General features: G+C 65.4%; 21 protein-coding genes, 1 tRNA gene and 1 pseudogene. 13 read left to right on the forward strand and 10 right to left on the reverse strand.

Annotated features, from left to right (window positions below):
• Positions 1-73: 73 nt before the first annotated feature.
• The 3 genes from RAH32_RS06540 to RAH32_RS06550 all read right to left on the reverse strand — a co-directional run bounded on the left by RAH32_RS06540 (position 74) and on the right by RAH32_RS06550 (position 2,529).
• Positions 74-1,216, reverse strand: coding sequence for an RsmB/NOP family class I SAM-dependent RNA methyltransferase (locus tag RAH32_RS06540; RefSeq protein WP_306606277.1), 1,143 nt, complete (start codon positions 1,214-1,216; stop codon positions 74-76).
• Entirely contained in the window at positions 1,213-2,382 is a 1,170-nt protein-coding gene (locus RAH32_RS06545) for a nucleotide sugar dehydrogenase (RefSeq protein WP_306606279.1), read from the reverse strand. Before RAH32_RS06545 ends, RAH32_RS06540 begins: the two co-directional genes overlap by 4 nt.
• 60 nt (positions 2,383-2,442) lie before the next feature.
• Positions 2,443-2,529 (reverse strand) — tRNA-Leu (locus RAH32_RS06550).
• A 103-nt stretch (positions 2,530-2,632) separates the two neighbouring features.
• On the opposite strand from RAH32_RS06550, the gene lipB reads away from it, so the two are divergent.
• The 5 genes from lipB to RAH32_RS06575 all read left to right on the forward strand — a co-directional run bounded on the left by lipB (position 2,633) and on the right by RAH32_RS06575 (position 6,705).
• Positions 2,633-3,277 carry a lipoyl(octanoyl) transferase LipB gene (gene lipB, locus RAH32_RS06555; protein WP_306606576.1) on the forward strand — a complete coding sequence of 215 codons (645 nt, stop codon included), beginning with the start codon at positions 2,633-2,635 and terminating at the stop codon, positions 3,275-3,277.
• 103 nt (positions 3,278-3,380) lie between these two features.
• A complete protein-coding gene (locus tag RAH32_RS06560; protein ID WP_306606281.1) occupies positions 3,381-3,809 on the forward strand; it encodes a c-type cytochrome in 429 nt (142 codons plus the stop codon).
• A gap of 146 nt (positions 3,810-3,955) precedes the next feature.
• A complete protein-coding gene (locus RAH32_RS06565; RefSeq protein ID WP_306606283.1) occupies positions 3,956-4,393 on the forward strand; it encodes a universal stress protein in 438 nt (145 codons plus the stop codon).
• A 141-nt stretch (positions 4,394-4,534) separates the two neighbouring features.
• Positions 4,535-6,211, forward strand: a complete 1,677-nt coding sequence (gene ctaD / locus RAH32_RS06570) for a cytochrome c oxidase subunit I (protein WP_306606285.1) — start codon at positions 4,535-4,537, stop codon at positions 6,209-6,211.
• Complete coding sequence (locus RAH32_RS06575; RefSeq protein WP_306606287.1) at positions 6,211-6,705, forward strand: DUF2244 domain-containing protein; 495 nt, start codon at positions 6,211-6,213, stop codon at positions 6,703-6,705. Before ctaD ends, RAH32_RS06575 begins: the two co-directional genes overlap by 1 nt.
• Here RAH32_RS06575 and RAH32_RS06580 read toward each other — a convergent pair.
• Positions 6,706-6,890 (reverse strand): annotated as a pseudogene (locus RAH32_RS06580) (DUF3008 family protein). It lies immediately after the preceding gene.
• 39 nt (positions 6,891-6,929) lie between these two features.
• On the reverse strand, positions 6,930-7,391 hold the full coding sequence (locus tag RAH32_RS06585) for a GatB/YqeY domain-containing protein (protein WP_306606289.1): 462 nt from the start codon (positions 7,389-7,391) through the stop codon (positions 6,930-6,932).
• 130 nt (positions 7,392-7,521) lie between these two features.
• Here RAH32_RS06585 and carA point away from each other — a divergent pair, with 130 nt between their 5' ends.
• Together carA and RAH32_RS06595 are read left to right on the forward strand one after the other, a co-directional pair.
• A complete protein-coding gene (gene carA, locus RAH32_RS06590; protein ID WP_306606291.1) occupies positions 7,522-8,676 on the forward strand; it encodes a glutamine-hydrolyzing carbamoyl-phosphate synthase small subunit in 1,155 nt (384 codons plus the stop codon).
• Positions 8,677-8,730: 54 nt separating this feature from the next.
• Entirely contained in the window at positions 8,731-10,800 is a 2,070-nt protein-coding gene (locus tag RAH32_RS06595) for a glycosyltransferase (RefSeq protein WP_306606293.1), read from the forward strand.
• On the opposite strand, the gene RAH32_RS06600 is transcribed toward RAH32_RS06595, so the two are convergent.
• On the reverse strand, positions 10,797-13,601 hold the full coding sequence (locus tag RAH32_RS06600) for a [protein-PII] uridylyltransferase family protein (protein ID WP_306606578.1): 2,805 nt from the start codon (positions 13,599-13,601) through the stop codon (positions 10,797-10,799). The genes RAH32_RS06595 and RAH32_RS06600 overlap by 4 nt on opposite strands.
• A gap of 193 nt (positions 13,602-13,794) precedes the next feature.
• Between RAH32_RS06600 and RAH32_RS06605 the strand changes: the two genes are divergently transcribed.
• The 3 genes from RAH32_RS06605 to ilvN all read left to right on the forward strand — a co-directional run bounded on the left by RAH32_RS06605 (position 13,795) and on the right by ilvN (position 17,148).
• Positions 13,795-14,634: an arginyltransferase gene (locus tag RAH32_RS06605; protein ID WP_103172957.1), complete on the forward strand. Its 840-nt coding sequence runs from the start codon at positions 13,795-13,797 to the stop codon at positions 14,632-14,634.
• Positions 14,635-14,773: 139 nt separating this feature from the next.
• Positions 14,774-16,528 (forward strand): acetolactate synthase 3 large subunit, encoded by a 1,755-nt coding sequence (locus tag RAH32_RS06610; protein WP_373429674.1) that lies wholly within the window; start codon positions 14,774-14,776, stop codon positions 16,526-16,528.
• A gap of 59 nt (positions 16,529-16,587) precedes the next feature.
• Positions 16,588-17,148, forward strand: coding sequence for an acetolactate synthase small subunit (ilvN, locus tag RAH32_RS06615; protein WP_103172959.1), 561 nt, complete (start codon positions 16,588-16,590; stop codon positions 17,146-17,148).
• 8 nt (positions 17,149-17,156) lie between these two features.
• Here the strand turns inward: ilvN and RAH32_RS06620 are convergent, their stop codons facing one another.
• A complete protein-coding gene (locus RAH32_RS06620) occupies positions 17,157-17,507 on the reverse strand; it encodes a hypothetical protein (RefSeq protein ID WP_306606296.1) in 351 nt (116 codons plus the stop codon).
• A gap of 294 nt (positions 17,508-17,801) precedes the next feature.
• Positions 17,802-18,554 (reverse strand): M48 family metallopeptidase, encoded by a 753-nt coding sequence (locus tag RAH32_RS06625; protein ID WP_306606298.1) that lies wholly within the window; start codon positions 18,552-18,554, stop codon positions 17,802-17,804.
• Between the two features lie 153 nt (positions 18,555-18,707).
• Between RAH32_RS06625 and RAH32_RS06630 the strand changes: the two genes are divergently transcribed.
• The 3 genes from RAH32_RS06630 to RAH32_RS06640 are packed head-to-tail and all read left to right on the forward strand — an operon-like array spanning position 18,708 to position 20,283.
• Positions 18,708-18,947: a DUF8831 family protein gene (locus RAH32_RS06630; protein ID WP_103172962.1), complete on the forward strand. Its 240-nt coding sequence runs from the start codon at positions 18,708-18,710 to the stop codon at positions 18,945-18,947.
• A 50-nt stretch (positions 18,948-18,997) separates the two neighbouring features.
• Positions 18,998-19,570: a nitroreductase family protein gene (locus tag RAH32_RS06635; RefSeq protein WP_306606300.1), complete on the forward strand. Its 573-nt coding sequence runs from the start codon at positions 18,998-19,000 to the stop codon at positions 19,568-19,570.
• A complete protein-coding gene (locus RAH32_RS06640) occupies positions 19,567-20,283 on the forward strand; it encodes an EI24 domain-containing protein (RefSeq protein WP_306606302.1) in 717 nt (238 codons plus the stop codon). Before RAH32_RS06635 ends, RAH32_RS06640 begins: the two co-directional genes overlap by 4 nt.
• Here the strand turns inward: RAH32_RS06640 and RAH32_RS06645 are convergent.
• Positions 20,240-20,509 (reverse strand): DUF1467 family protein, encoded by a 270-nt coding sequence (locus tag RAH32_RS06645; protein WP_306606304.1) that lies wholly within the window; start codon positions 20,507-20,509, stop codon positions 20,240-20,242. The two genes, RAH32_RS06640 and RAH32_RS06645, sit on opposite strands and share 44 nt — an antisense overlap.
• Complete coding sequence (gene mce / locus RAH32_RS06650; RefSeq protein WP_306606305.1) at positions 20,509-20,913, reverse strand: methylmalonyl-CoA epimerase; 405 nt, start codon at positions 20,911-20,913, stop codon at positions 20,509-20,511. Before mce ends, RAH32_RS06645 begins: the two co-directional genes overlap by 1 nt.
• Positions 20,914-20,959 lie beyond the last annotated feature (46 nt).

Consider the following 20,959-nt stretch of genomic DNA (forward strand, 5'->3'; position numbering starts at 1 on the left):
GCCCCCTTCCAAGCCTTCCAGATGCTCGATACCGCCAAACCGCTTAACAAGGCGTTAATGGCGCCTCGGCTGCTCATCCGCGCACCATCAGCGCCAGGAAAAAGCCGTCGCCGGCATCAAGCGGGGTCCACAGATGCCGCGCCACCTGCCGAAAGTCCGGGTTGTCGCGCAGGAAGCGGTCGATCTGGGCACCGTTTTCGGGATCAAGCAGCGAACAGGTCATATAGGCCAGATGCCCGCCCGACCCGACCAAGGTCGCCGCCTGCCGCAGGATCTGCGCCTGCAACGCCACAAGCTCGTCGAGGCCTGCCTGGGTCAGGCGCCATTTCGAATCAGGCGTGCGCCGCCATGTCCCGGATCCCGAACAGGGCACGTCCGCGATCACCAGGTCGAAGCTGCCGGACGGGCGGGCGGCGATCCGCACCCTGGCCCCCGCCCTGTCCGCGCGCTGCGGCAGATCGCGCATCCGGGCGGGGTCGGCGTCATGGGCGACCAGCGTCAGATCCGGTGCGCGCCCCGCGATGGCCAGCGTCTTGCCTCCACCCCCGGCACAGTAGTCCAGGACCCGCATTCCCGTCGTCACCGGCAAGGACGCACAGGCCATTTGCGGGGACAGATCCTGAAGTTCGACCAGGCCGTCGCGATAAGCGCGGCTTTGCGACAGGCGGCGTTCATTCGCCGTCACCCGAAGGGCGGTGCCAAGCCGGAAATCAGGTTCGACCGTTATGGCATCCTGGCTCAAGGCTGCCTCCGCCTGCCCGGCATCGGCCCTGATCGGATTGACCCGCAGCCAGACCGGCGCCCGCTGCCGCATCAGCCCGGCCACGGCCTTGGCCCGATCGCCCAGAGAGGCATCCCACAGCGGGCGCAGCCAGCCTGGGATATCCAGCGCCTCATAGGCGTTTTCCGGGCTGTCCTGCGGTCCAAGAGGGGCGGGCGCATGGCCTTGGCCCGTGAAGTATTCCGCCGGATCCCGGCCCGCTGCGCGCAATCCGCCGATCATCAGCCCCCTGCCCGTCAACCCGCCGCCCAGGGCCGCGTGGCTGTCGCGGCAGCGCAGCGCGTCAAAGACCAGATCGCGCACCGCCGCCCGGTCGCCCGACCCCGCGAAGCGGCTGGCCCGCGACCATCGCAGCAGAGCCTGTTCCGCAGGCTGTCCGGCAAGGATGTGGTCCAGAACCTCGATCGCGGCGGATATGCGGGCGGCCGGGGTCATATGTCGCGTTGCAGCAGGTCGCGGGTGAACAGCTTGTCGCCCACATCGGCCAGGTCGTCGTGGCGGCGGTTGGCGATGATCAGGTCGGATTTGGCCTTGAACGTTTCCAGGTCGCGCTCGACCGGGGAATGGAAGAAGTGATCGGCTTGCAGGACCGGCTCGTAGACGATGCAGGAAATGCCCTTGGCCTTGATCCGCTTCATGATTCCCTGGACGGCGCTGTCGCGGAAATTGTCGGAACCTTCCTTCATCACCAGCCGATAGATGCCGACCGTCCGGGGATTGCGGGCGATGATCTGGTCGGCGATGAAATCCTTGCGGGTGCGGTTGGCCTCGACGATGGCCGTGATCAGGTTCTGCGGCACGGCCGAATAGTTCGCCAGCAATTGCTTGGTATCCTTGGGCAGGCAATAGCCGCCGTAACCGAAGGAAGGGTTGTTGTAGTAATCACCCACCCGCGGATCCAGGCCTACGCCCCGGATGATGGCATAGGGGTCGAGGCCATTGGTCAGGGCATAGCTGTCCAGTTCGTTGAAATAGGCGACGCGCATGGCCAGGAACGTATTGGCGAACAGCTTGATCGCCTCGGCCTCGGTCGAGTCGGTGAACAGGACCGGCACATCGGCGTCGATCGCGCCCTGCGCCAGAAGCGCCGCAAAGCACCGCCCTGCTTCGCCCTTGTCGCCGACCACGATCCGGCTTGGATGCAGGTTGTCGTGCAGCGCCAGCCCCTCGCGCAGGAACTCGGGCGAGAAGATGATGCCGTCGAACCCCGTGGCGGCCCGCATCCTTTGGGTGAAGCCCACGGGCACGGTGGACTTGACGATGATCGGCGTGCCGGGCGCGTGCTGGCGGGCCAGGGCAATCACAGCCTCGACCGAGGCGGTGTCGAAGCCATTGGTGCGGGGATCGTAGTTTGTCGGCGTGGCCACGATCACGAAATCGGCGCCTGACAGGGCCTGCTGCGGATCGGTGGTGGCCGTCAGGTCAAGATCACGCTCGGCCAGGAAGCGGGTGATGTCGGCATCCTCGATGGGGCTTTGGCGGGCATTGACGGCGGCGACCCGCCCTGCGTCGATGTCCAGGGCCACGACACTGGAATGCTGGGCCAGCAGGACCGCATTCGACAAGCCGACATAGCCAAGACCCACCACGGCAATCTTCATCGCATCTCTCATCCGTAACGGGCCTACGCCCTGTTTTCATGGATGGATGTAAGGGAAAGATGGTGCGGTCGAGAAGACTCGAACTTCCACTCCGGTTAAGGAACAGCGACCTCAACGCTGCGCGTCTACCAATTCCGCCACGACCGCATCCGGGCAGTGGGCCGGGTGATAGCCGAGGCGCGGGGGATTGAAAAGGGGGATTCTGACGCCCCTGCTTGACGCCGCGCGCAGGCCGGGCCAGACCGTGCCCATGGTGGAATGGATGACGGCACACGGCTTGACGGGATACGACGACGCGATAGCCTTCATGGAGGCGCGGGTCGCGGCGATCCATGCGGGGCAGGCGGACGAACTGATCTGGCTGGTCGAACATCCGCCGCTCTATACCGCGGGAACCAGCGCACGGCAGACCGACCTGCTTGAGGCGCGCTTCCCGGTCCATGCGGCCGGTCGGGGCGGGCAATACACCTATCACGGACCGGGGCAGCGCATCGTCTATGTGATGCTGGACCTGAACCGGCGCGGCCGCGACGTGCGGACCTTCGTGGCGCGGCTCGAGGCCTGGGTGATCGCCTCCCTTGCGGATTTCGGCGTGACGGGCGTGATCCGCGAAGGGCGCGTGGGCGTCTGGGTGCCGCGCCCCGACAAGGCGCCCCTGCCCGACGGCAGCATCCGCGACGACAAGATCGCGGCCATCGGGGTCAAGCTGCGCCGCTGGGTTAGCTTCCACGGCATCGCCGTCAATGTCGAACCCGACCTGTCGCATTACTCCGGCATCGTTCCGTGTGGAATCAGCGGGCACGGCGTGACCAGCCTGGTCGATCTGGGCCTGCCTGTCGGCATGGCGGATCTGGACGTGGCGTTGCGCCGAAGCTTCGATACGATCTTCGGATAACTGATTTTTGCCGGATGCGACCTTCTGACGGGTGGCAAATGAACCGATCGCCCTTAAGAAGGTTGGTTGGGACTTCCAATTTCTTTGGAATAGCGAGGAAAGAATGAGATTTGCGATCATCGGCGCCCTGATGGGTGCAACCCTAGCCATGCCCGCACTGGCACAGGATGCCGGCGATGCCACGGTCGGCGAAAAGGAATTCCGCAAGTGCAAGGCTTGCCACATGATCCAGTCGCCGGAAGGCGAGGATATCGTGAAGGGCGGCGCGACCGGGCCGAACCTTTATGGCATCGTGGGACGTCCCGCCGCGTCCCAGGAAGGCTACAAGTATTCCGAGGCGCTGATCGCGTTGAAGGACGCGGGCGAGGTCTGGACGGTCGAGGATCTGGCTGCCTATATCACCGACCCGAACAAGTTCGTGCAGGAAAAGACCGGCGACAGTTCGGCCCGCACCAAGATGACGTTCAAGCTGAACAAGAACCAGGCCGATATCGCGGCCTATCTGGCAAGCGCGTCGCCTGCGGCGCAGTGACGCACCCCCCCCCAACTGGTTCGGGCCGATCCGTCCTTGGGTCGGCCAATTTGATTCAGATCATTCTTTCAACGCTTTCTCCGTGGCAGCGTCCATCGCGCAACCAGGTCGCGCAGGCGCGTGGCCGTCACCACAGGAGGAGCATCGTGTTCAAGCATATCCTGATCCCGACCGACGGATCCGAACTGGCCACGCAGGCGGTCGACAAGGGCATGGCCCTGGCCGCCAGCATCGGCGCGGCGGTAACGGTCGTCACTGTGACCGAACCCTTCCACATCCTCAGCGCGGATGCGATGCAGGTCGAAAGTTCGCGCGCCAGCTATGATGCGGATGCACGCGCCTACGCGGACAAGGTTCTTGCGGCGGCGCGCGACAAGGCCGCGGCGGCGGGGGTCAGGATCGAAACCCATCACAAATGGCATGACAGCCCCTATCAGGCGATCATCGACACCGCCCTAAACGAAGGCTGCGACCTGATCGCCCTGGCGTCCCACGGGCGCCGCGGCATGGCGGCGGTGGTGATGGGCAGCCAGGCGACCAAGCTCTTGACGCATTCCAAGATCCCGGTTCTGGTCTATCGCTGAACCGGGTCGGCACATCTGCGACCAAAAGCTGCCGTCCCGGCGCCCTTAGGGCATTGCCGGGTCGGCACGGCTGGTCTAGAACCACCCGAAGGGAATAGCCGGTCTGCCGGACCGGATCATGATATCTGAGGGAGTTCGGGTATGGCAGACGCAGCCGTTCATGGCCACGACGACCATCACGACACACGCGGGTTCTTCACCCGCTGGTTCATGTCCACCAATCATAAGGACATTGGTATTCTTTACCTGTTCACGTCCGGGATCGTGGGGCTGATCGCGGTCAGCTTCACCGTCTACATGCGGATGGAACTGCAAAGCCCCGGCGTGCAGTACATGTGCCTGGAAGGCGCCCGCTTCATTGCCGACTCGACTGCCGAATGCACCCCGAACGGGCATCTTTGGAACGTGATGATCACCTATCACGGCGTCCTGATGATGTTCTTCGTGGTGATTCCCGCACTGTTCGGCGGCTTCGGCAACTATTTCATGCCGCTGCACATCGGCGCCCCGGACATGAGCTTTCCGCGCCTGAACAACCTGTCCTACTGGATGTATGTGGCGGGCGTCGCCCTGGGCATCGCCTCGCTGCTGGCGCCGGGCGGGTCGGACCAGCTCGGCTCGGGCGTCGGCTGGGTTCTTTATCCGCCCTTGTCCACGACCGAGGCCGGCTATTCGATGGACCTGGCGATCTTCGCGGTCCACGTGTCGGGCGCATCCTCGATCCTCGGCTCGATCAACATCATCACCACCTTCCTGAACATGCGCGCCCCCGGCATGACGTTGTTCAAGGTGCCGCTGTTCGCCTGGTCGGTCTTCATCACCGCCTGGCTGATCCTGCTGGCCCTGCCCGTTCTGGCCGGCGCCATCACCATGCTGCTGATGGATCGCAACTTCGGCACGAACTTCTTCAACCCGGCCGGCGGCGGTGACCCGGTGCTGTACCAGCACATCCTGTGGTTCTTTGGCCACCCCGAGGTCTATATCATCATCCTGCCGGGCTTCGGCATCATCAGCCACGTCATCTCGACCTTCGCCAAGAAGCCGATCTTCGGCTATCTGCCGATGGTCCTGGCCATGGCCGCGATCGGGGTGCTGGGCTTCGTCGTCTGGGCGCACCACATGTACACGGTCGGCATGTCGCTGACCCAGCAGTCCTACTTCATGCTGGCCACCATGACGATCGCCGTGCCCACGGGCATCAAGGTCTTCTCGTGGATCGCGACGATGTGGGGCGGCTCGATCGAATTCAAGACGCCGATGCTCTGGGCCTTCGGCTTCCTGTTCCTGTTCACCGTGGGCGGCGTGACCGGCGTTGTCCTCAGCCAGGCGCCGCTGGACCGGGTTTATCACGACACCTACTACGTCGTGGCGCACTTCCACTACGTCATGTCGCTGGGCGCGGTCTTTGCGCTGTTCGCGGGCGTCTATTACTGGATCGGCAAGATGTCGGGCCGCCAGTATCCCGAATGGGCGGGCAAGCTGCACTTCTGGATGATGTTCATCGGGGCGAACCTGACCTTCTTCCCGCAGCACTTCCTGGGCCGCCAGGGGATGCCCCGGCGCTACATCGACTATCCTGTGGAATACGCCTTCTGGAACTATATCAGCTCGCTGGGCGCCTATCTGTCCTTTGCATCGTTCCTGTTCTTCATCGGTATCGTGTTCTATACCCTGCGTGCGGGCGAACGCGTGACCCAGAACAACTACTGGAACGAACATGCGGACACGCTGGAATGGACCCTGACCTCGCCCCCGCCCGAACACACGTTCGAGCAACTGCCCAAGCGCGAGGATTGGGACCACAGCCGCGCACACTGATGCCCTATGAATGGCAGGATACGGCCCCGGATCACTCCGGGGCCTTGTCATATCGGCTGCGGCTGTGGCCCTATCAATCGCTGCCGCGCAAGGGATTCGTGTGGTTCATCGGGGTCACGGCGGGCTTCATGGCGCTGCCGGTGGTGGCGATGCTGGGAACTGCGGTGTTGTGGGGCCTGCTGCCCTTCGTGCTGCTGGTAATCGGCGGGGTCTGGTATGCAATCCAGCGCAGCTACTCCCAGGGCGAGATGGCCGAGGAACTGGTCCTGGACCGCAGGACCGCGCGGGTGGTGCGCCATGATCCGGGCGGACGCCTGCGGGAATGGACCACGAACAGCTATTGGCTGCGGCCGATCCTGCGGCGCGGGCCGGTCGAATCCTATCTGACACTGACCGACGGCCGGCGGGAAATCGAACTGGGCGCCTTCCTGACGCCCCAGGAACGCCGCAGCCTGCATGACGACCTGTTGCGCAGGCTGGCCAGCCTGCGCTGATCAGTCGCGTTTATGTTCAGGTTTGCCCTTGTGGCCGGTCTTGGCAAGGTCCTTCAGCTGCGGGTTGTTCATGCTATATGCATGTCCTTGGACGCGCCTTTCAGGTCTTTGACCGTCGCATCTCCCCGCTTGGCGGAGAGCGCCGCGCCAGCGGCTTTCTGCTGGGCTTTCGATTTGGCGGGCATGGCGGTCTCCTCCTGCCCCGATGAGCGCCCGCAGGGCGTTCAGTTCAGCAGCCGCGCCTTGACCATTGGCCCGACAGCGCCGAAATCCATCTGCCCCGCGTGGCGGTCGCGCAGTTCAGCCATGACCCGGCCCATGTCACGAATGCCGGTGGCGCCCAATGCCGAAATGGCTGCGTCGATGGCAGCGGCGGTTTCCGCCTCGGACAACTGGCGAGGCAGGAATTCCTGGATGATGCCGATTTCGGCTTCTTCCTTTTCTGCCAGCTCCAGCCGCCCGCCTTCCTCATAGGCTCTGGCCGATTCCTGGCGCTGCTTGACCATCCTGGACAGGATCGCGATCAGGTCAGCCTCGCTCAGCGTGCCGTCGCCGTCGCCCACGCGGGCCGCGATCTCTCGGTCCTTGATGGCGGCGCCGATCAGGCGCAGCGTTGACAGACGGGCGCTGTCCTTGGCCTTCATGGCGTCCTTGGTGGCGGCTTGCAGGGTGGCTCGCAGGTCCATTTGCGTCTCCGTGGGCACGAAAGCCTGCGATCTAGGCCAGTGGACCCGCCAAATCAAGACAGGCGTTGTTCTTGACCTTGCGCGCCATGCCCCCTATTCACCGGCAGATTTCAGACAGAGGGTGCCTGCCATGGCCAACAAGCCGACCGCCTGCCTTGCGCTTGCCGACGGGACCGTCTTCTACGGCCAGGGCTTCGGCGCCCCCGGAGAGGTCGTGGCGGAGCTGGTCTTCAACACCGCGATGACCGGCTATCAGGAGATCATGACCGATCCCTCCTATGCCAGCCAGGTCGTCACCTTCACCTTCCCCCATATCGGCAACACCGGCATCACGCCGGAAGATGACGAGGCCCCCGATCCCGTCGCCAGCGGCATCGTCGTCCGCTGGGATCCGACCGATCCGTCGAACTGGCGCGCGGCGGGCGACCTGCCCGACTGGATGGCCCGGCGCGGCCGCATCGGCATCGGCGGGGTCGATACCCGCCGCCTGACCCGCGCAATTCGCCAGCAGGGCGCCCCCCATGTGGTGCTGGCCCACGACCCGGATGGCAATTTCGACATCGCCGCCATGGTCGCCAAGGCCCGCGACTGGACGGGCCTTGTCGGCCTGGATCTGGCGAGGGATGTCACCTGCCGGCAAAGCTATCGCTGGGATCAGGGCGCCTGGGAATGGGGCAAGGGCTTCGGCACATCGCCCGAACAGAAGCCTTTCAAGGTGGTCGCGCTGGATTACGGCGCCAAGCGCAACATCCTGCGGTCCCTGGTGGCCTTCGGGGCCGACGTGACCGTCCTGCCCGCCACCGCCACCGCCGAGGAGGTTCTGGCGCATGACCCCGAAGGCGTGTTCCTGTCGAACGGTCCCGGCGACCCGGCGGCGACCGGCGAATATGCCGTGCCGATGATCAAGGACCTGCTGGACCGCGACATGCCGATCTTCGGCATCTGCCTGGGTCATCAGATGCTGGCCCTGGCGCTTGGCGCGAAGACGGTGAAGATGGGCCACGGCCATCACGGCGCGAACCATCCGGTGCGCGACACCGAAACCGGCAAGGTCGAGATCACCTCGATGAACCACGGCTTCGCGGTGGACAGCCAGACCCTGCCCGCCGGCGTGATCGAAACCCATGTCAGCCTGTTCGACGGCAGCAATTGCGGCATCCGGGTTCAGGACAAGCCGGTCTTCTCGGTGCAATATCACCCCGAGGCCGCGCCGGGTCCGCAGGACAGTCTTTACCTGTTCCAGCGTTTCACCGACGCGATGCGCAACCGCCGGACCGGCGCTTAACGCCTTCTTAACCGCTTTCATGCCACCCATGGGCGATCCGAAAGGGAATCGCCCATGGTCAGTCCGCAGCCAGTTGCCTTTGTTTCCGCCGATGCGACTGCGCCTGCGGTTGCGCCGACCATGGCCCCCCGGCACCAGGCGCCCCTGGGCCAGTTGCTTCTGGAAGACGGCGCCGTCGATCCCGGCAACCTGCTGAAGGCCAGCGTCATGCGCGGGCGGCAGAACAGCCGCCTGGGCCAGATCCTCCTGTCGCAAGGCTGGGTCACGCCCGAGGCGCTGTTGCGCGCCCTGTGCCGGCAATGGCGCACCACCGCGCTGGATCCCGCGAAAACGCCGGGCGATCCGCGCCTGATCGACGCCTTGGGAACGGAATTCTGCCTGACCAATGCCATTCTGCCCTGGCGCCGCATCGGGGGGGTGACCTGGATCGCAACGGCCCGACCCGAAGCCTTTGCGGCGCTTATCCCGCTCTTCCCCGAAAGCTTTGGCCAGGTCCGAATGCTTTTGTGCAGCGAAGATCAGGTCCAGGCCGCCATCCTGGCCGTCCGCCGCATCGCCATGATCCGCCAGGCCGAGACGCGCGTTCCCGCCGGCGAGTCCTGCCGGTCCCGGAACGAGGCGCGCACCGGGCGCATCGCCATGGGGCTGATGGCGGCACTGGCCATCGGGCTTTGGCTGGTCCCGGTGTTCGTCCTGTCGGCGCTGACCCTGTGGGCCACTGCATCCCTTGTGGCGCAAAGCGGGTTGAAGCTGGCGGCGCTGATCGCCAGCCGCCGGATCGAGGCAGAGGGCCGCGCCTTGGCCGAGAATCTGGCCCAAGGGCGCCGCGCCAGGACAGAGATGACCCGGCCGCTGCCGGTAATCTCGGTCATGGTGCCCCTGTTCCGCGAAAGCGATGTCGCGGGCAAGCTGGTGGGCCGCCTGTCCCGGCTGGATTATCCGCGCGAACTGACCGACATCCTTCTGGTGATCGAGGCCAGCGACCAGGTCACCCGCAACGCCATTCAGGGCGCCCGCCTGCCCGGCTGGATCCGCGTGGTCGAGGTGCCGAACGGCCCGGTCCAGACCAAGCCGCGCGCGCTGAACTATGCGCTGAATTTCTGCCGCGGCGCGATCATCGGCGTCTGGGACGCCGAGGACCGCCCCGATCCCGACCAGTTGCACAAGGTGGCGCGGCGCTTTCACTTTGCGCCGGCCGACGTGGCCTGCCTGCAAGGGGCATTGGACTACTACAACCCCCGCACCAACTGGCTGGCCCGATGCTTTACCATCGAATACGCCGCCTGGTTCCGGGTGATCCTGCCGGGCGTCGCGCGGCTGGGCCTGGTCGTCCCCTTGGGCGGCACCACCCTGTTCTTCCGCCGCGACGCGCTGGAACAGGTCGGCGCCTGGGACGCCTGGAACGTGACCGAGGATGCCGACCTGGGCGTGCGCCTGGCGCGGCGCGGCTGGCGGACCAAGATCATCGACACCACCACCGACGAGGAGGCGAACTGCCGCGCCCTGCCCTGGATCAAGCAGCGATCCCGCTGGCTCAAGGGTTATGCGATGACCTGGGGCGTCCACATGCGCAACCCGCGCGCGCTGTGGCGCGAACTGGGGGCGTGGCGGTTCCTGGGCTTCCAGATCCAGTTCCTGGGCAGCCTGTCGCAATATCTGCTGGCCCCGATCCTGTGGAGCTTCTGGCTGCTGAGCCTGGGCCTGCCGCATCCCCTGCGCGAACCCCTGTCCGGGGTTTGGGGCGGTTACGCGATCCCTGCCCTGTTCGGCACCTTTGTCGCGTCCGAATTGCTGTCCATCGGGGTGGGCATGTGGGCCGTCCGGGCCGACAAGCACCGGCACCTGATGGCCTGGGTGCCCAGCCTGCACCTGTATTTCCCGCTGGGCTGCCTGGCGGGCTGGAAGGCGATCTACGAGGTGGTCGTGAAGCCCTTCTATTGGGACAAGACCGCGCACGGCATCTATGACGCGGCCGACGCTGCGGTCGTGATGGCGGACGGGACGGTGGCGGTGCCATTGCTGGGCCAGATCGGTGAACGCCGGGATGCGGTCCTGCCGAAAGAACCGGCGGTCGCGACCGCCGTCGAGGCGACCCCCGCCCTGCCCATCCGCAAGAGCGCCTAGGCCAGCGGCGCACCCGAGGCCACCGGCAGGCCCGCGTCAATCAGGCCAGCCGCCTCGGCGCAGGAATGGCGCAGCCGGTCGGCCAGTTCGGCAACCGATGCCGCGCCGCTTTCCCGCAACAGGAATTCCTGCCCGCCCAGACCTATGTCGTCCATGTCCAGCGGCTTGCCCGTAAGCAATCGGCCCGAGGCGTGGAGACGCCACAGGAATCGCCAGATCGACCCCAGCCTGTCGGCGTCCGCGGGCGCGATCAGCCCCGCCCGCCTGCCCGCCCGCAACTGCGCCAGCGTCCCCCGTGCCGGATCCCCCGTGCGCAGCGCCAGCGATTGCGCCAGCAGGTCGATGTCCTGCAGCCGACCGGGTCCGGTTTTCGCCTCCCAGGCGCCGTCCATGGGCTTGGCCGCAAAGATCCGTTCGCGCATGTCCGCCAGATCAGGCATCACCCGCGGATCCCCGCCCCGCCGCCGCAGCACCGCCAGACGCAAGGCTTCGACGTCATGGGCCAGCCCCTCGGCCCCCTCGCCCGCCCAGGCCACGACGCGGGCGCGGGTCAGGGCCAGATGTTCCCAGGTCCAGGCCTCGGTCATCTGGTAGCTTTCAAAGCTTTGGATCGCGGTCGCCACCGGCCCCTGCCGCCCCGAGGGGCGCAGCCGCATGTCCACCTCGTAGAGCCGCCCTTCGGCAGTCGGGGCCGAGGCGGCGGTGATCATGGCCTGCGTCAGCCGCGCGTAATAGGGACGCGCCGCCAGGGGGCGCGGGCCGTCCGAGGCCTCGGCACCGTCCGCGTCATAGATCACGATCAGATCCAGGTCGGACCCGGCATTCAGCGTGCGCGCGCCCAGCGACCCCATGCCCAGCACCACGGCCCCCCGGCCCGGCGGCGCGCCATGCTTGCGGGCGAAATCGGCGGTGGTGACGGGAAACAGCGCGGCGATGCAGGCATCGGCGATATCGGCATATTGGCCGGCCGCCTCGTCCGCGTCGATCAGGCCGCGCAGGTGATGGACGCCCACGCGGAAATGCCATTCATGCGCCCAGCGGCGGGCACTGTCCAAGGCCGTCTCATATCCGCCGCCGGGGCCGTTCAGCGCGGCCTGCAGCACACGGTCCAGATCGGCGCGCAAGCCCTGGGCGCCCGGCCAGGCCGAAAAGAAGCTGCCCCCCAGCACCGCATCCAGCACCGCCGAATGACGTGTCAGATAGGCCGCAAGCCCCGGCGCGCTGCCGCAGATATCGACCAGCAGGTCGATCAACTGGGGATTGGCCTCGAACAGGGAAAAGATCTGCACCCCGGCGGGCAGCGCGGACAGGAACCCGTCGAACCGCGACAGCGCCTCGTCGGGGTGGCCGGTCCTGGCCATGCGGGACAAAAGCTCCGGTTCGACCCGCCGGAAGATCTGTTGCGCGCGGGCCGACCGCAGCGCCGGATAGGTCTGCCAGCGGTCAATGATCGCCTGCGATTCGACCGAGATCGACGGACGCTGAACAGCCTCGCCCGGTGCGAAGAAGGTTTCCGTAAGGTCATGCACATGATCCAGCCGCGCGCGCAGCCGGGTGCACCAGGCATCGGCATCCCCCTCTCCCATCATCGCGGCGATCAGGGCGATCCCGGCCCCGTCCCTGGGCAGGGAATGGGTCTGGGCATCGTTCACCATCTGGATGCGGTGTTCAATGTCGCGGTGCTGGCGGTAATGATCGGCCAGGTCGCGCGCCACATCCGCCGGGATCCAGCCCTTGTCCGCCAGGGCCGCCAGCCCGCCCACGGTGTCGCGGCATCGCAGGTCGGGATCGCGCCCGCCCGCGATCAACTGGCGGGTCTGGGTGAAGAATTCGATCTCGCGGATGCCGCCCCGGCCCAGCTTCATGTTGTGGCCGGGGATTTCCAGCCGCCCGCCCAGTCCCTTGTGGTCGCGGATGCGCAGGCGCATGTCGTGCGCGTCCTGGATGGCCGCGAAATCCAGATGCTTGCGCCAGACGAAGGGGCGCAGTTCCCGCAGGAAGCGTTCGCCCGCCGCGATGTCGCCCGCCGCCGCGCGCGCCTTGATGAAGGCCGCGCGTTCCCAGGTGCGGCCCTCGGCCTCGTAATAGGCCAGGGCCGCGGCGGCCGAGATGCAGACCGGTGTGACCGAGGCATCGGGCCGCAGCCGCAGGTCGGTGCGAAAGACATAGCCGTGTTCGGTCACATCGGACAGCGTCGTCGCCATCTTGCGCGTGGCCCGGATCAGCGCCGCCCGCGCCTCTTGCTGGTCGGCGTCCGCATATGCGGTTTCGTCGAACAGCACGATCAGGTCGATGTCGGAACTGTAGTTCAGTTCGCGCGCGCCCCCCTTGCCCATCGCCAGGGCAAAGACCCCGCTGGCCGGGGCGTCCGTTTCAGGCAGCTTGCCCCGGCGCCGTTCCTGGGCAACCTGGGCACGCAGGGCCAGATCGACGGCCCGGTCGGCCAAGTCGGACAGCGCGCCCGTGACCTGTTCCAGCGTCCAGACGCCGCCCAGATCGGCCAGGGCGGCCAGAAGCGCGACCCGCCGCTTGGCCCGGCGCAAAGCCACCGCCAGATCGTCGGGGGGCAGGTCGTCGAACTTCGCCGTCTCGCGTGCGACCACATCCTCGTGATCAAGGGCGCCGGGCAGCCACTCCGCCTCTTTCTGCAAAAGGCCCGCCAGATAGGGGCTGCACCCTGCCGCACCGCCGATCAGCGCGATCAGGGCGGGATCCAGCGCGGGAAACCGGGCAAGGACATGCCGGGCACGGTCGGGATCGGCGACAAGGGGAAGACGGGTAATGCGTGCGGCGAAATCCATGGGCGGCAGACTAGCCAAAGCCCCCGCCTCGTCAACGTCGGCCAGCGGATCACTTCAAGGTTTAACCCTTTCCCGGCTTGGCGGTTGGTGCAATCATTGTTAGGCTTTCGCGAAAATCAACGGATGAGCATACGGATCCTTTTTGGCGCATGATCAGTTCTGCAACGACAATCCGCCATAAGGGCCTGCGCTGATGCGACATACCCTGCCCCATGCGCCGCAATTCTATGTGACGGCACCGCAGCCGTGCCCCTATCTGCATGGCCGTGCCGAACGCAAGCTGTTCACCGCGCTGCATGGCGACAATGCGTCCGACCTGAACAACGCCCTGTCCCGGCAGGGCTTCCGGCGGTCGCAGAACGTCCTTTATCGCCCAAGCTGCGAAAGCTGCGTGGCCTGCATGTCCGCCCGGATCCGGGTTGCGGATTTCCAGCCCTCGCGCACGCAGCGCCGGCTGATGCGCCGCAACGCAGGGCTGCGGCGTCTGGCGACAAGCGCCTGGGCCACGGAAGAGCAGTTCGAACTGTTCCGCCGTTACCTGGACAGCCGCCACGCCGATGGCGGCATGGCCGACATGGACATCTTCGAATTCGCCGCCATGATCGAGGAAACGCCGGTCAAGACGCGGGTGATCGAATACCGCTGCAGCGGCGACCAGCCGGAACGGCTGGCGCCCGGCGACGACTTCCTGGCGGCCGTCTGCCTGACCGACGTGCTGGATGATGGCCTTAGCCTGGTCTACAGCTTCTATCATCCCGTCCTGCAACCGGCGAGCCTGGGGACATACCTGATCCTGGATCACATCGAGATCGCGCGGGCGGCGAAGCTGCCCTATATTTATCTGGGCTATTGGGTGCCGGGCAGCCGCAAGATGGACTACAAGGCCAAGTTCTCGGCCTTGGAGATCTACAAGGGCGGGGTCTGGCAGAACATCGGCAATCCCGAGGATCATTCGAACGAGGCCCATCCCTTGTCCGTCGATCCCATTGTCGAACAGGTCGCCCGGATCGCGCTGCCGCAATTCGATCGCTGATCCGCGAAAGAAAATTACAAATTTCGTGTGAACCGCGCCATTTTATCCGCGCCACCCCATTGACCCTGATCGCCTGCCTCCATAGTTTGCGCCGACTCGCGGGCGGGTATGGCCGCGTGTGAACAGGATGGAGGAAGGCATGTCCCGAACGATGACGGGTGCAAGAATGGTTGTCGAGGCGCTGCGCGATCAGGGCGTCGACACGGTATTCGGCTATCCGGGCGGGGCGGTGCTACCCATCTATGACGAACTGTTCCAGCAGAACGACATCACCCATGTCCTGGTCCGCCACGAACAGGGGGCGGTCCACATGGCCGAAGGCTATGCCCGGTCCACGGGCAAGCCGGGGGTCGTGCTGGTCACCTCGGGACCGGGCGCCACGAATGCCGTCACCGGGTTGACCGATGCGCTGCTCGATTCGATCCCGCTGGTCGTGCTGTCGGGCCAGGTCCCGACCTTCATGATCGGAACCGACGGCTTCCAGGAAGCCGATACGGTGGGCATCACCCGGCCCTGCACCAAGCACAACTGGCTGGTCAAGGATACCGAGAAGCTGGCCGAAACCATCCACAAGGCGTTCCAGGTCGCGACCTCGGGCCGCCCCGGACCGGTTCTGGTCGATATTCCGAAGGACGTGCAGTTTGCCAGCGGCACCTATGTCGCGCCGAAGCAGGTCGAGCCGGGGCGTTACCAGCCGGCGCGCAAGGGCGACATCCAGGCCATCACCCGTCTGGCCGAACTGATGGAAGGGGCCGAGCGCCCGATCCTTTACACCGGCGGCGGCGTGATCAACTCCGGTCCCGGCGCCAGCCAGTTGCTGCGCGAACTGGCGGATGCCACGGGATTCCCCGTCACCTCGACCCTGATGGGGCTTGGCGCCTATCCGGCGTCGGGCAAGAACTGGCTGGGAATGCTGGGGATGCATGGCCTTTACGAGGCGAACCTGGCGATGCACGGCTGCGACCTGATGATCAACATCGGCGCGCGCTTCGACGACCGGATCACCGGGCGGGTCGCCGATTTCAGCCCCCATTCGGTCAAGGCCCACATCGACATCGACCCTTCCAGCATCAACAAGGTGATCCGCGTGGACATCCCCATCGTCGGCGACGTGGGCCATGTCCTGGAAGATTTGCTGAAGGTCTGGAAATCGCGCGGCCGCAAGGTGAACAGCGCAGCCTTGCGCGACTGGTGGCAGACGATCGAAGGATGGAAGGCGAAGAACTGTCTCGCCTATCGGAACAGCGACACGCTGATCAAGCCGCAATACGCGCTTGAACGGCTGGAGGCGCTGACCAAGGGGCGCGACCGGTATATCACGACCGAGGTTGGCCAGCATCAGATGTGGGCCGCGCAATACCTGCATTTCGACGGGCCGAACCGCTGGATGACCTCGGGCGGGCTGGGAACGATGGGTTACGGCCTGCCTGCCAGCATCGGTGTGCAGATGGCCCATCCCGACGCCCTGGTGATCAACGTGGCGGGCGATGCAAGCTGGCTGATGAACATGCAGGAAATGGGCACGGCGGTGCAGTTCCGCCTGCCGGTCAAGCAGTTCATCCTGAACAACGAACGGCTTGGCATGGTTCGCCAGTGGCAGCAGTTGCTGCATGGCGAACGCTATAGCCAGAGTTGGTCGGACAGCCTGCCCGATTTCGTCAAGCTGGCCGAGGCCTTCGGCTGCAAAGGCGCCGTGGTCCGCGACCCGAAGGGACTGGATGACGCGATCCAGCAGATGCTGGATTACGACGGACCCTTCATCCTGGACGTCCTGGTCGAGAAGCACGAGAACTGCTTCCCGATGATCCCGTCGGGCAAGCCGCATAACGAAATGCTGCTGGGCGAGGCCGCGACATTCGGCGTGATCGAATCCGAAGGCGCCGTGCTGGTGTGATCATGTGGGGCGCTGCCCCACACCCCGGGATATTTCTGCACAGAAGATAGGGCAGACCAATGAATGCTTTGAACATCCAGAAGGGCGCGTCCAGCCATTCGGCCTATGACCTGCGCGACCCCAATTCCCAGGTCGAGGAAAGCCATACCCTTGCCGTCCTGGTCGAGAACGAGCCGGGCGTCCTGGCCCGCGTGATCGGGCTGTTTTCCGGGCGCGGCTACAACATCGACAGCCTGACCGTGGCCGAGGTCGATCATACCGGCCACCGATCGCGCATCACCCTTGTGACGCGGGGCACGCCTGCCGTCATCGCCCAGGTCAAGGCGCAGCTTGGCCGGATCGTGCCCGTGCACGAGGTTCACGATCTGACGGTCGAAGGGCCGGCGGTGGAACGGGAACTGGGGCTGTTCAAGGTGCGCGGCCAGGGCGAAAAACGGGTCGAGGCCCTGCGCATAGCGGAGATCTTCCGCGCCAATGTCGTCGATTCGACACTGGAAAGCTTTGTCTTCGAACTGGTCGGAACGCCGACCAAGCTGGATGCATTCGCAGATCTGATGCGGCCGCTTGGGCTTGTCGATCTGGCGCGCACGGGCGTCGCAGCCCTGTCGCGCGGAGTCTGAGGCTAAGGTCAGCGGGCGGCGGCGACTCGAAGCTCTGGCTCGGGGATCAGCCGCTCTCTCGACTCGGCGGCTGGGGACACGGATACAACGCGCAGATGCGATTCGGCCGGGGTGGCCGTGGCCCGCAGCATTCCGGGAAGATGCGCGAATTCCTGTTCAGACAGCATGACAACCCTGCGGGCATTGCGCAGCGCGCCGACAACCTCGCTTTCCAGTTCGACCAGATCACCCGGCTGCGGCCAACGGGCAGCATGGACAAGGTTTTCGCGGCCCTGCAGATAAGCAAGGGAAGCATGATCTTCGCACCAGATCACTGCCTTCTCGCGCTCTGCGCTACTCCATACGACTACGCCGATCATTCCGCTACTCCAAACGCGAGCCTAGGGACATCGCGTCAACCCGATCCAGATGATTGCACTTTATGTGCATGGTAATAACTACAAAAGCAGAAATCCGCCGGGTCGTTACCTTTTTTTCACGAATTTTCGGCAAGTTTTCGCCTTATGGGTTATCAACGTGATATTTGTGCAATAACGCGCTGATATCCAGCCGGCTTTTTTGGCGGATTCATTACCGAGAATCACGGAAAGGAGAGCGCCTGTGCGAAACGACGCGTTTTCGTGACTTTTTTGCCACTGCCTTCACAGTTTACGTCAACGTATTCGGCCGCTTTGAACATCAGCCACAGCCTGGCGCACCTGGGCCAGGCGCGCGGCCCGCGACGGGTGGGTGCCCAGCACATGATCGCCAGGATCAGGGATGCGTTCGAAGAAACGCGAGCCATTTATGGGATCGAACCCCGCATTCAGGGTCATGATCGCGCCCAGATAGTCGGCCTGCAGTTCCCAATCCCGGGAATAATAGCGCGAACCGACTGACGCCCCGATTCGCTGGGCCGCTTCGATGGCGTCGGGGTTGTTGCCATAGACCGAGGCGATGCTCCCCAGAATCACCGCCCCTGCCGCAGCGGCACCCGCCTTGCGATCCAGGTGATTCAGGACATGGTGGCTGGCCTCGTGCCCCACGACAAAGGCGATTTCGTCGCCGTTCCGGGTCTGGGCGATCAGCGACAGGGTAAAGCCGATGATCGGCCGGCCGGTGGCGTCGATGGTCTGGAAAGCGTTTGCTTCCTGACCCGGCCGGTCATCCACCACGAACTGGAAATCGCAATTGATGGGCTGTGTGCGCCTTTGCAGGCATTCGCGTTCGACTGCCGGCTCCATCCGGCGCATCACGGACACGAACATGCGGGCTGCAGATTGCGGCGTTCCGTCATTGGTCAGGACCGGCACAGGCTGCGCCGCGCCGTAGGGTCCGGTGGGGATCGGCACCTGATCCACGGGCACCGGGGCGCAGGCCGCGATTCCCAGAACCCCCGCACACAGAACCGCCGTGACCTGCTTCATTGTCCGCCCCTTGCCGATGCCGCGCCTTGCCTTGGCGCGATCGTTGCGCTTCGCTTGCATGATCCTAGCTGGTCGCGAAAACCCGTGCAAACCCTGCCCGCTTGTCGGGGGCTGCACATCACGCGAATGTCGGCGTGAAACAAGGAGACGACGATGTTCACCATCGAGCATGATTTCGACGCCACGGTCATCACCCTGATCGACGAGGTCGATCCCGATACCGGCCCCTTGAACGAGGATGTGGTGATCCTGTCCTTCGACGACCGCGTGGTCCTGGAACAGATCGGCCCGGACGAGGAGGTGGTGCGCATCACCCTGTCGATGCATCAGCTGACCGAATTGCGGCTGGCGCTAAACCTGCCCGAGGGCAACTATCGGATCGAGCGGGGCTAGCTTGCGCCCTCTGCCGCTTTGCGAAAGAACGGCGGGAAAAGGAGACTGACATGTCCTATCGCAACGATGCCGCGGTGGATTTCCTGGCCAGCCGGCGGTCGCATCCACCCAAGATGCTGCGCGCCCCCGCCCCTGACAGGGCCGAGATCCTGCGCCTTCTGACGATTGCCGCCCGCACGCCCGATCACGGCAAGCTGGAACCTTGGCGCTTCGTGGTGCTGGAACGCGCGGCCCTGGACCGGCTGGCCCCCGTCCTGCGGGATCGGGTGCTGGCCATGGGTCAGGAACAGGCGGCGGCAGAGAAGGCTGCTTCGGCTTTCGATTCGCCGGTCATCGTGGCGGTCGTTTCGGCCCCGGTGGCCAGCGACAAGGTGCCCGGCTGGGAACAGTTCCTGTCGGCGGGCGCGGTCTGCCTGGGGCTTGTCAATGCGGCGCTTGCCTCGGGCTGGGGGGCGGCCTGGCTGACGGGTCCGGCGGTCCTGGACGAAACCTTCGGGCGCAGCCACCTGGGTCTGTCCGAAAATGAGCGCATCGTGGGCTTGGTGCATCTGGGCAGCCGGGGCGAAACGCCGCCCGAACGCCCCCGCCCCGACGTCGCCAGCAAGACGACCTGGCTCGAATGACGGTCTTTCGCGCGCTGATCCTGGCCTGGCTCGATCTGCTGCGGCCCCGAATCCTGCGGCTGGCGCTGATGGGGATCGCGCTGACGATCCTGCTGTTCGTGGCGCTGCAGTCGGCCGTCTTCTGGGCGCTTCGCAGTTTCGTGCCGGGCAGCCTGACCCTGCCCTGGATCGGACCTTGGGATATCGGGTCCACCCTGTCCTGGGGATCGCTGGCGCTGTTCCCCTTGATGGGGTTCTTCCTGATGGCTCCGGTCGCGGCGGGCTTTGCAGGCCTGTTTGCAGAACGCGTGGCCGACGTGGTCGAGGAAATGCATTATCCGGCCCGCCGGGGGGCGGGGCTGGATTTCATGGATGGGCTGCTGGAATCAGTCGCGGTCGTGCTGGCCGTGCTGGTGGTGGCGATCCTGTCGCTGTTCCTGACGCCCTTCCTGGGTCCGCTGGCGCCCTTGTTGCTGTTCGGTGCGAACGGCTGGCTGCTGGGGCGGGAGTTCTTCCAGATGGCCGCGCGCCGTCACCTGGACGAACCGCAGGCCACGGCGCTGCGCAAGGCCAATGCGGGCCGCGTGACGCTGGCCGGGGTGCTGGTGGCGGTGGCCCTGGCGATTCCGTTCGTGAACATCGCGGTGCCGCTGCTGGCGGCGGCGGCCTTCACGCACCTGTTCCATCTGATCAGCGGAACACCCGGTCAAGGTTCGCGATATCCCCACGGGTGACAAAGCCCCCCAGGATCACGACGGCGATCGCGGCCCAGATCACCGCCGCGATGGCCGTAGTCCAGATCAGCTTGCGCTTCAGGCGCAGGTCTGCGGGGGCGCCTGCAGGCGTGCCCGGCACCACCTCTCCTGCGTCCTGCTGGCTTTGCTGACCGATCAGGATCACGACGAACAGGGTCAGGAACCACAACACGGCGTAAAGGACGATTGCCCCGGTCAGGTTCATCAGACCTGCTCCAGTTCGATCAGGCAACCGTTGAAATCCTTGGGATGCAGGAACAGGACCGGCTTGCCATGGGCGCCGATCTTGGGTTCTCCGCTGCCAAGAACACGCGCGCCCTCGGCCTTCAGCCGGTCGCGGGCGGCCAGGATGTCGTCCACCTCGAAGCACATGTGATGGATGCCGCCGGACGGGTTCTTGTCCAGGAACCCCTTGATCGGGCTGTCGTCGCCCAGGGGATGCAGCAGTTCGACCTTGGTGTTGGGCAGTTCGATGAACACCACCGTCACCCCGTGTTCGGGTTCGTCCTGGGGCGCGCCCACCTTGGCACCCAGGGTGTCGGCATACTGCGCCGAGGCCGCGGCCAGGTCGGGCACCGCGATGGCGACGTGGTTCAGGCGTCCGATCATGACTTCCTCCTGTTTTGGGTGGTTCTAGGGGTTTCGCGACCGGGGT

Origin of the sequence: Paracoccus yibinensis (genome assembly GCF_030846195.1) — a bacterium.
GTDB lineage: Bacteria > Pseudomonadota > Alphaproteobacteria > Rhodobacterales > Rhodobacteraceae > Paracoccus > Paracoccus yibinensis.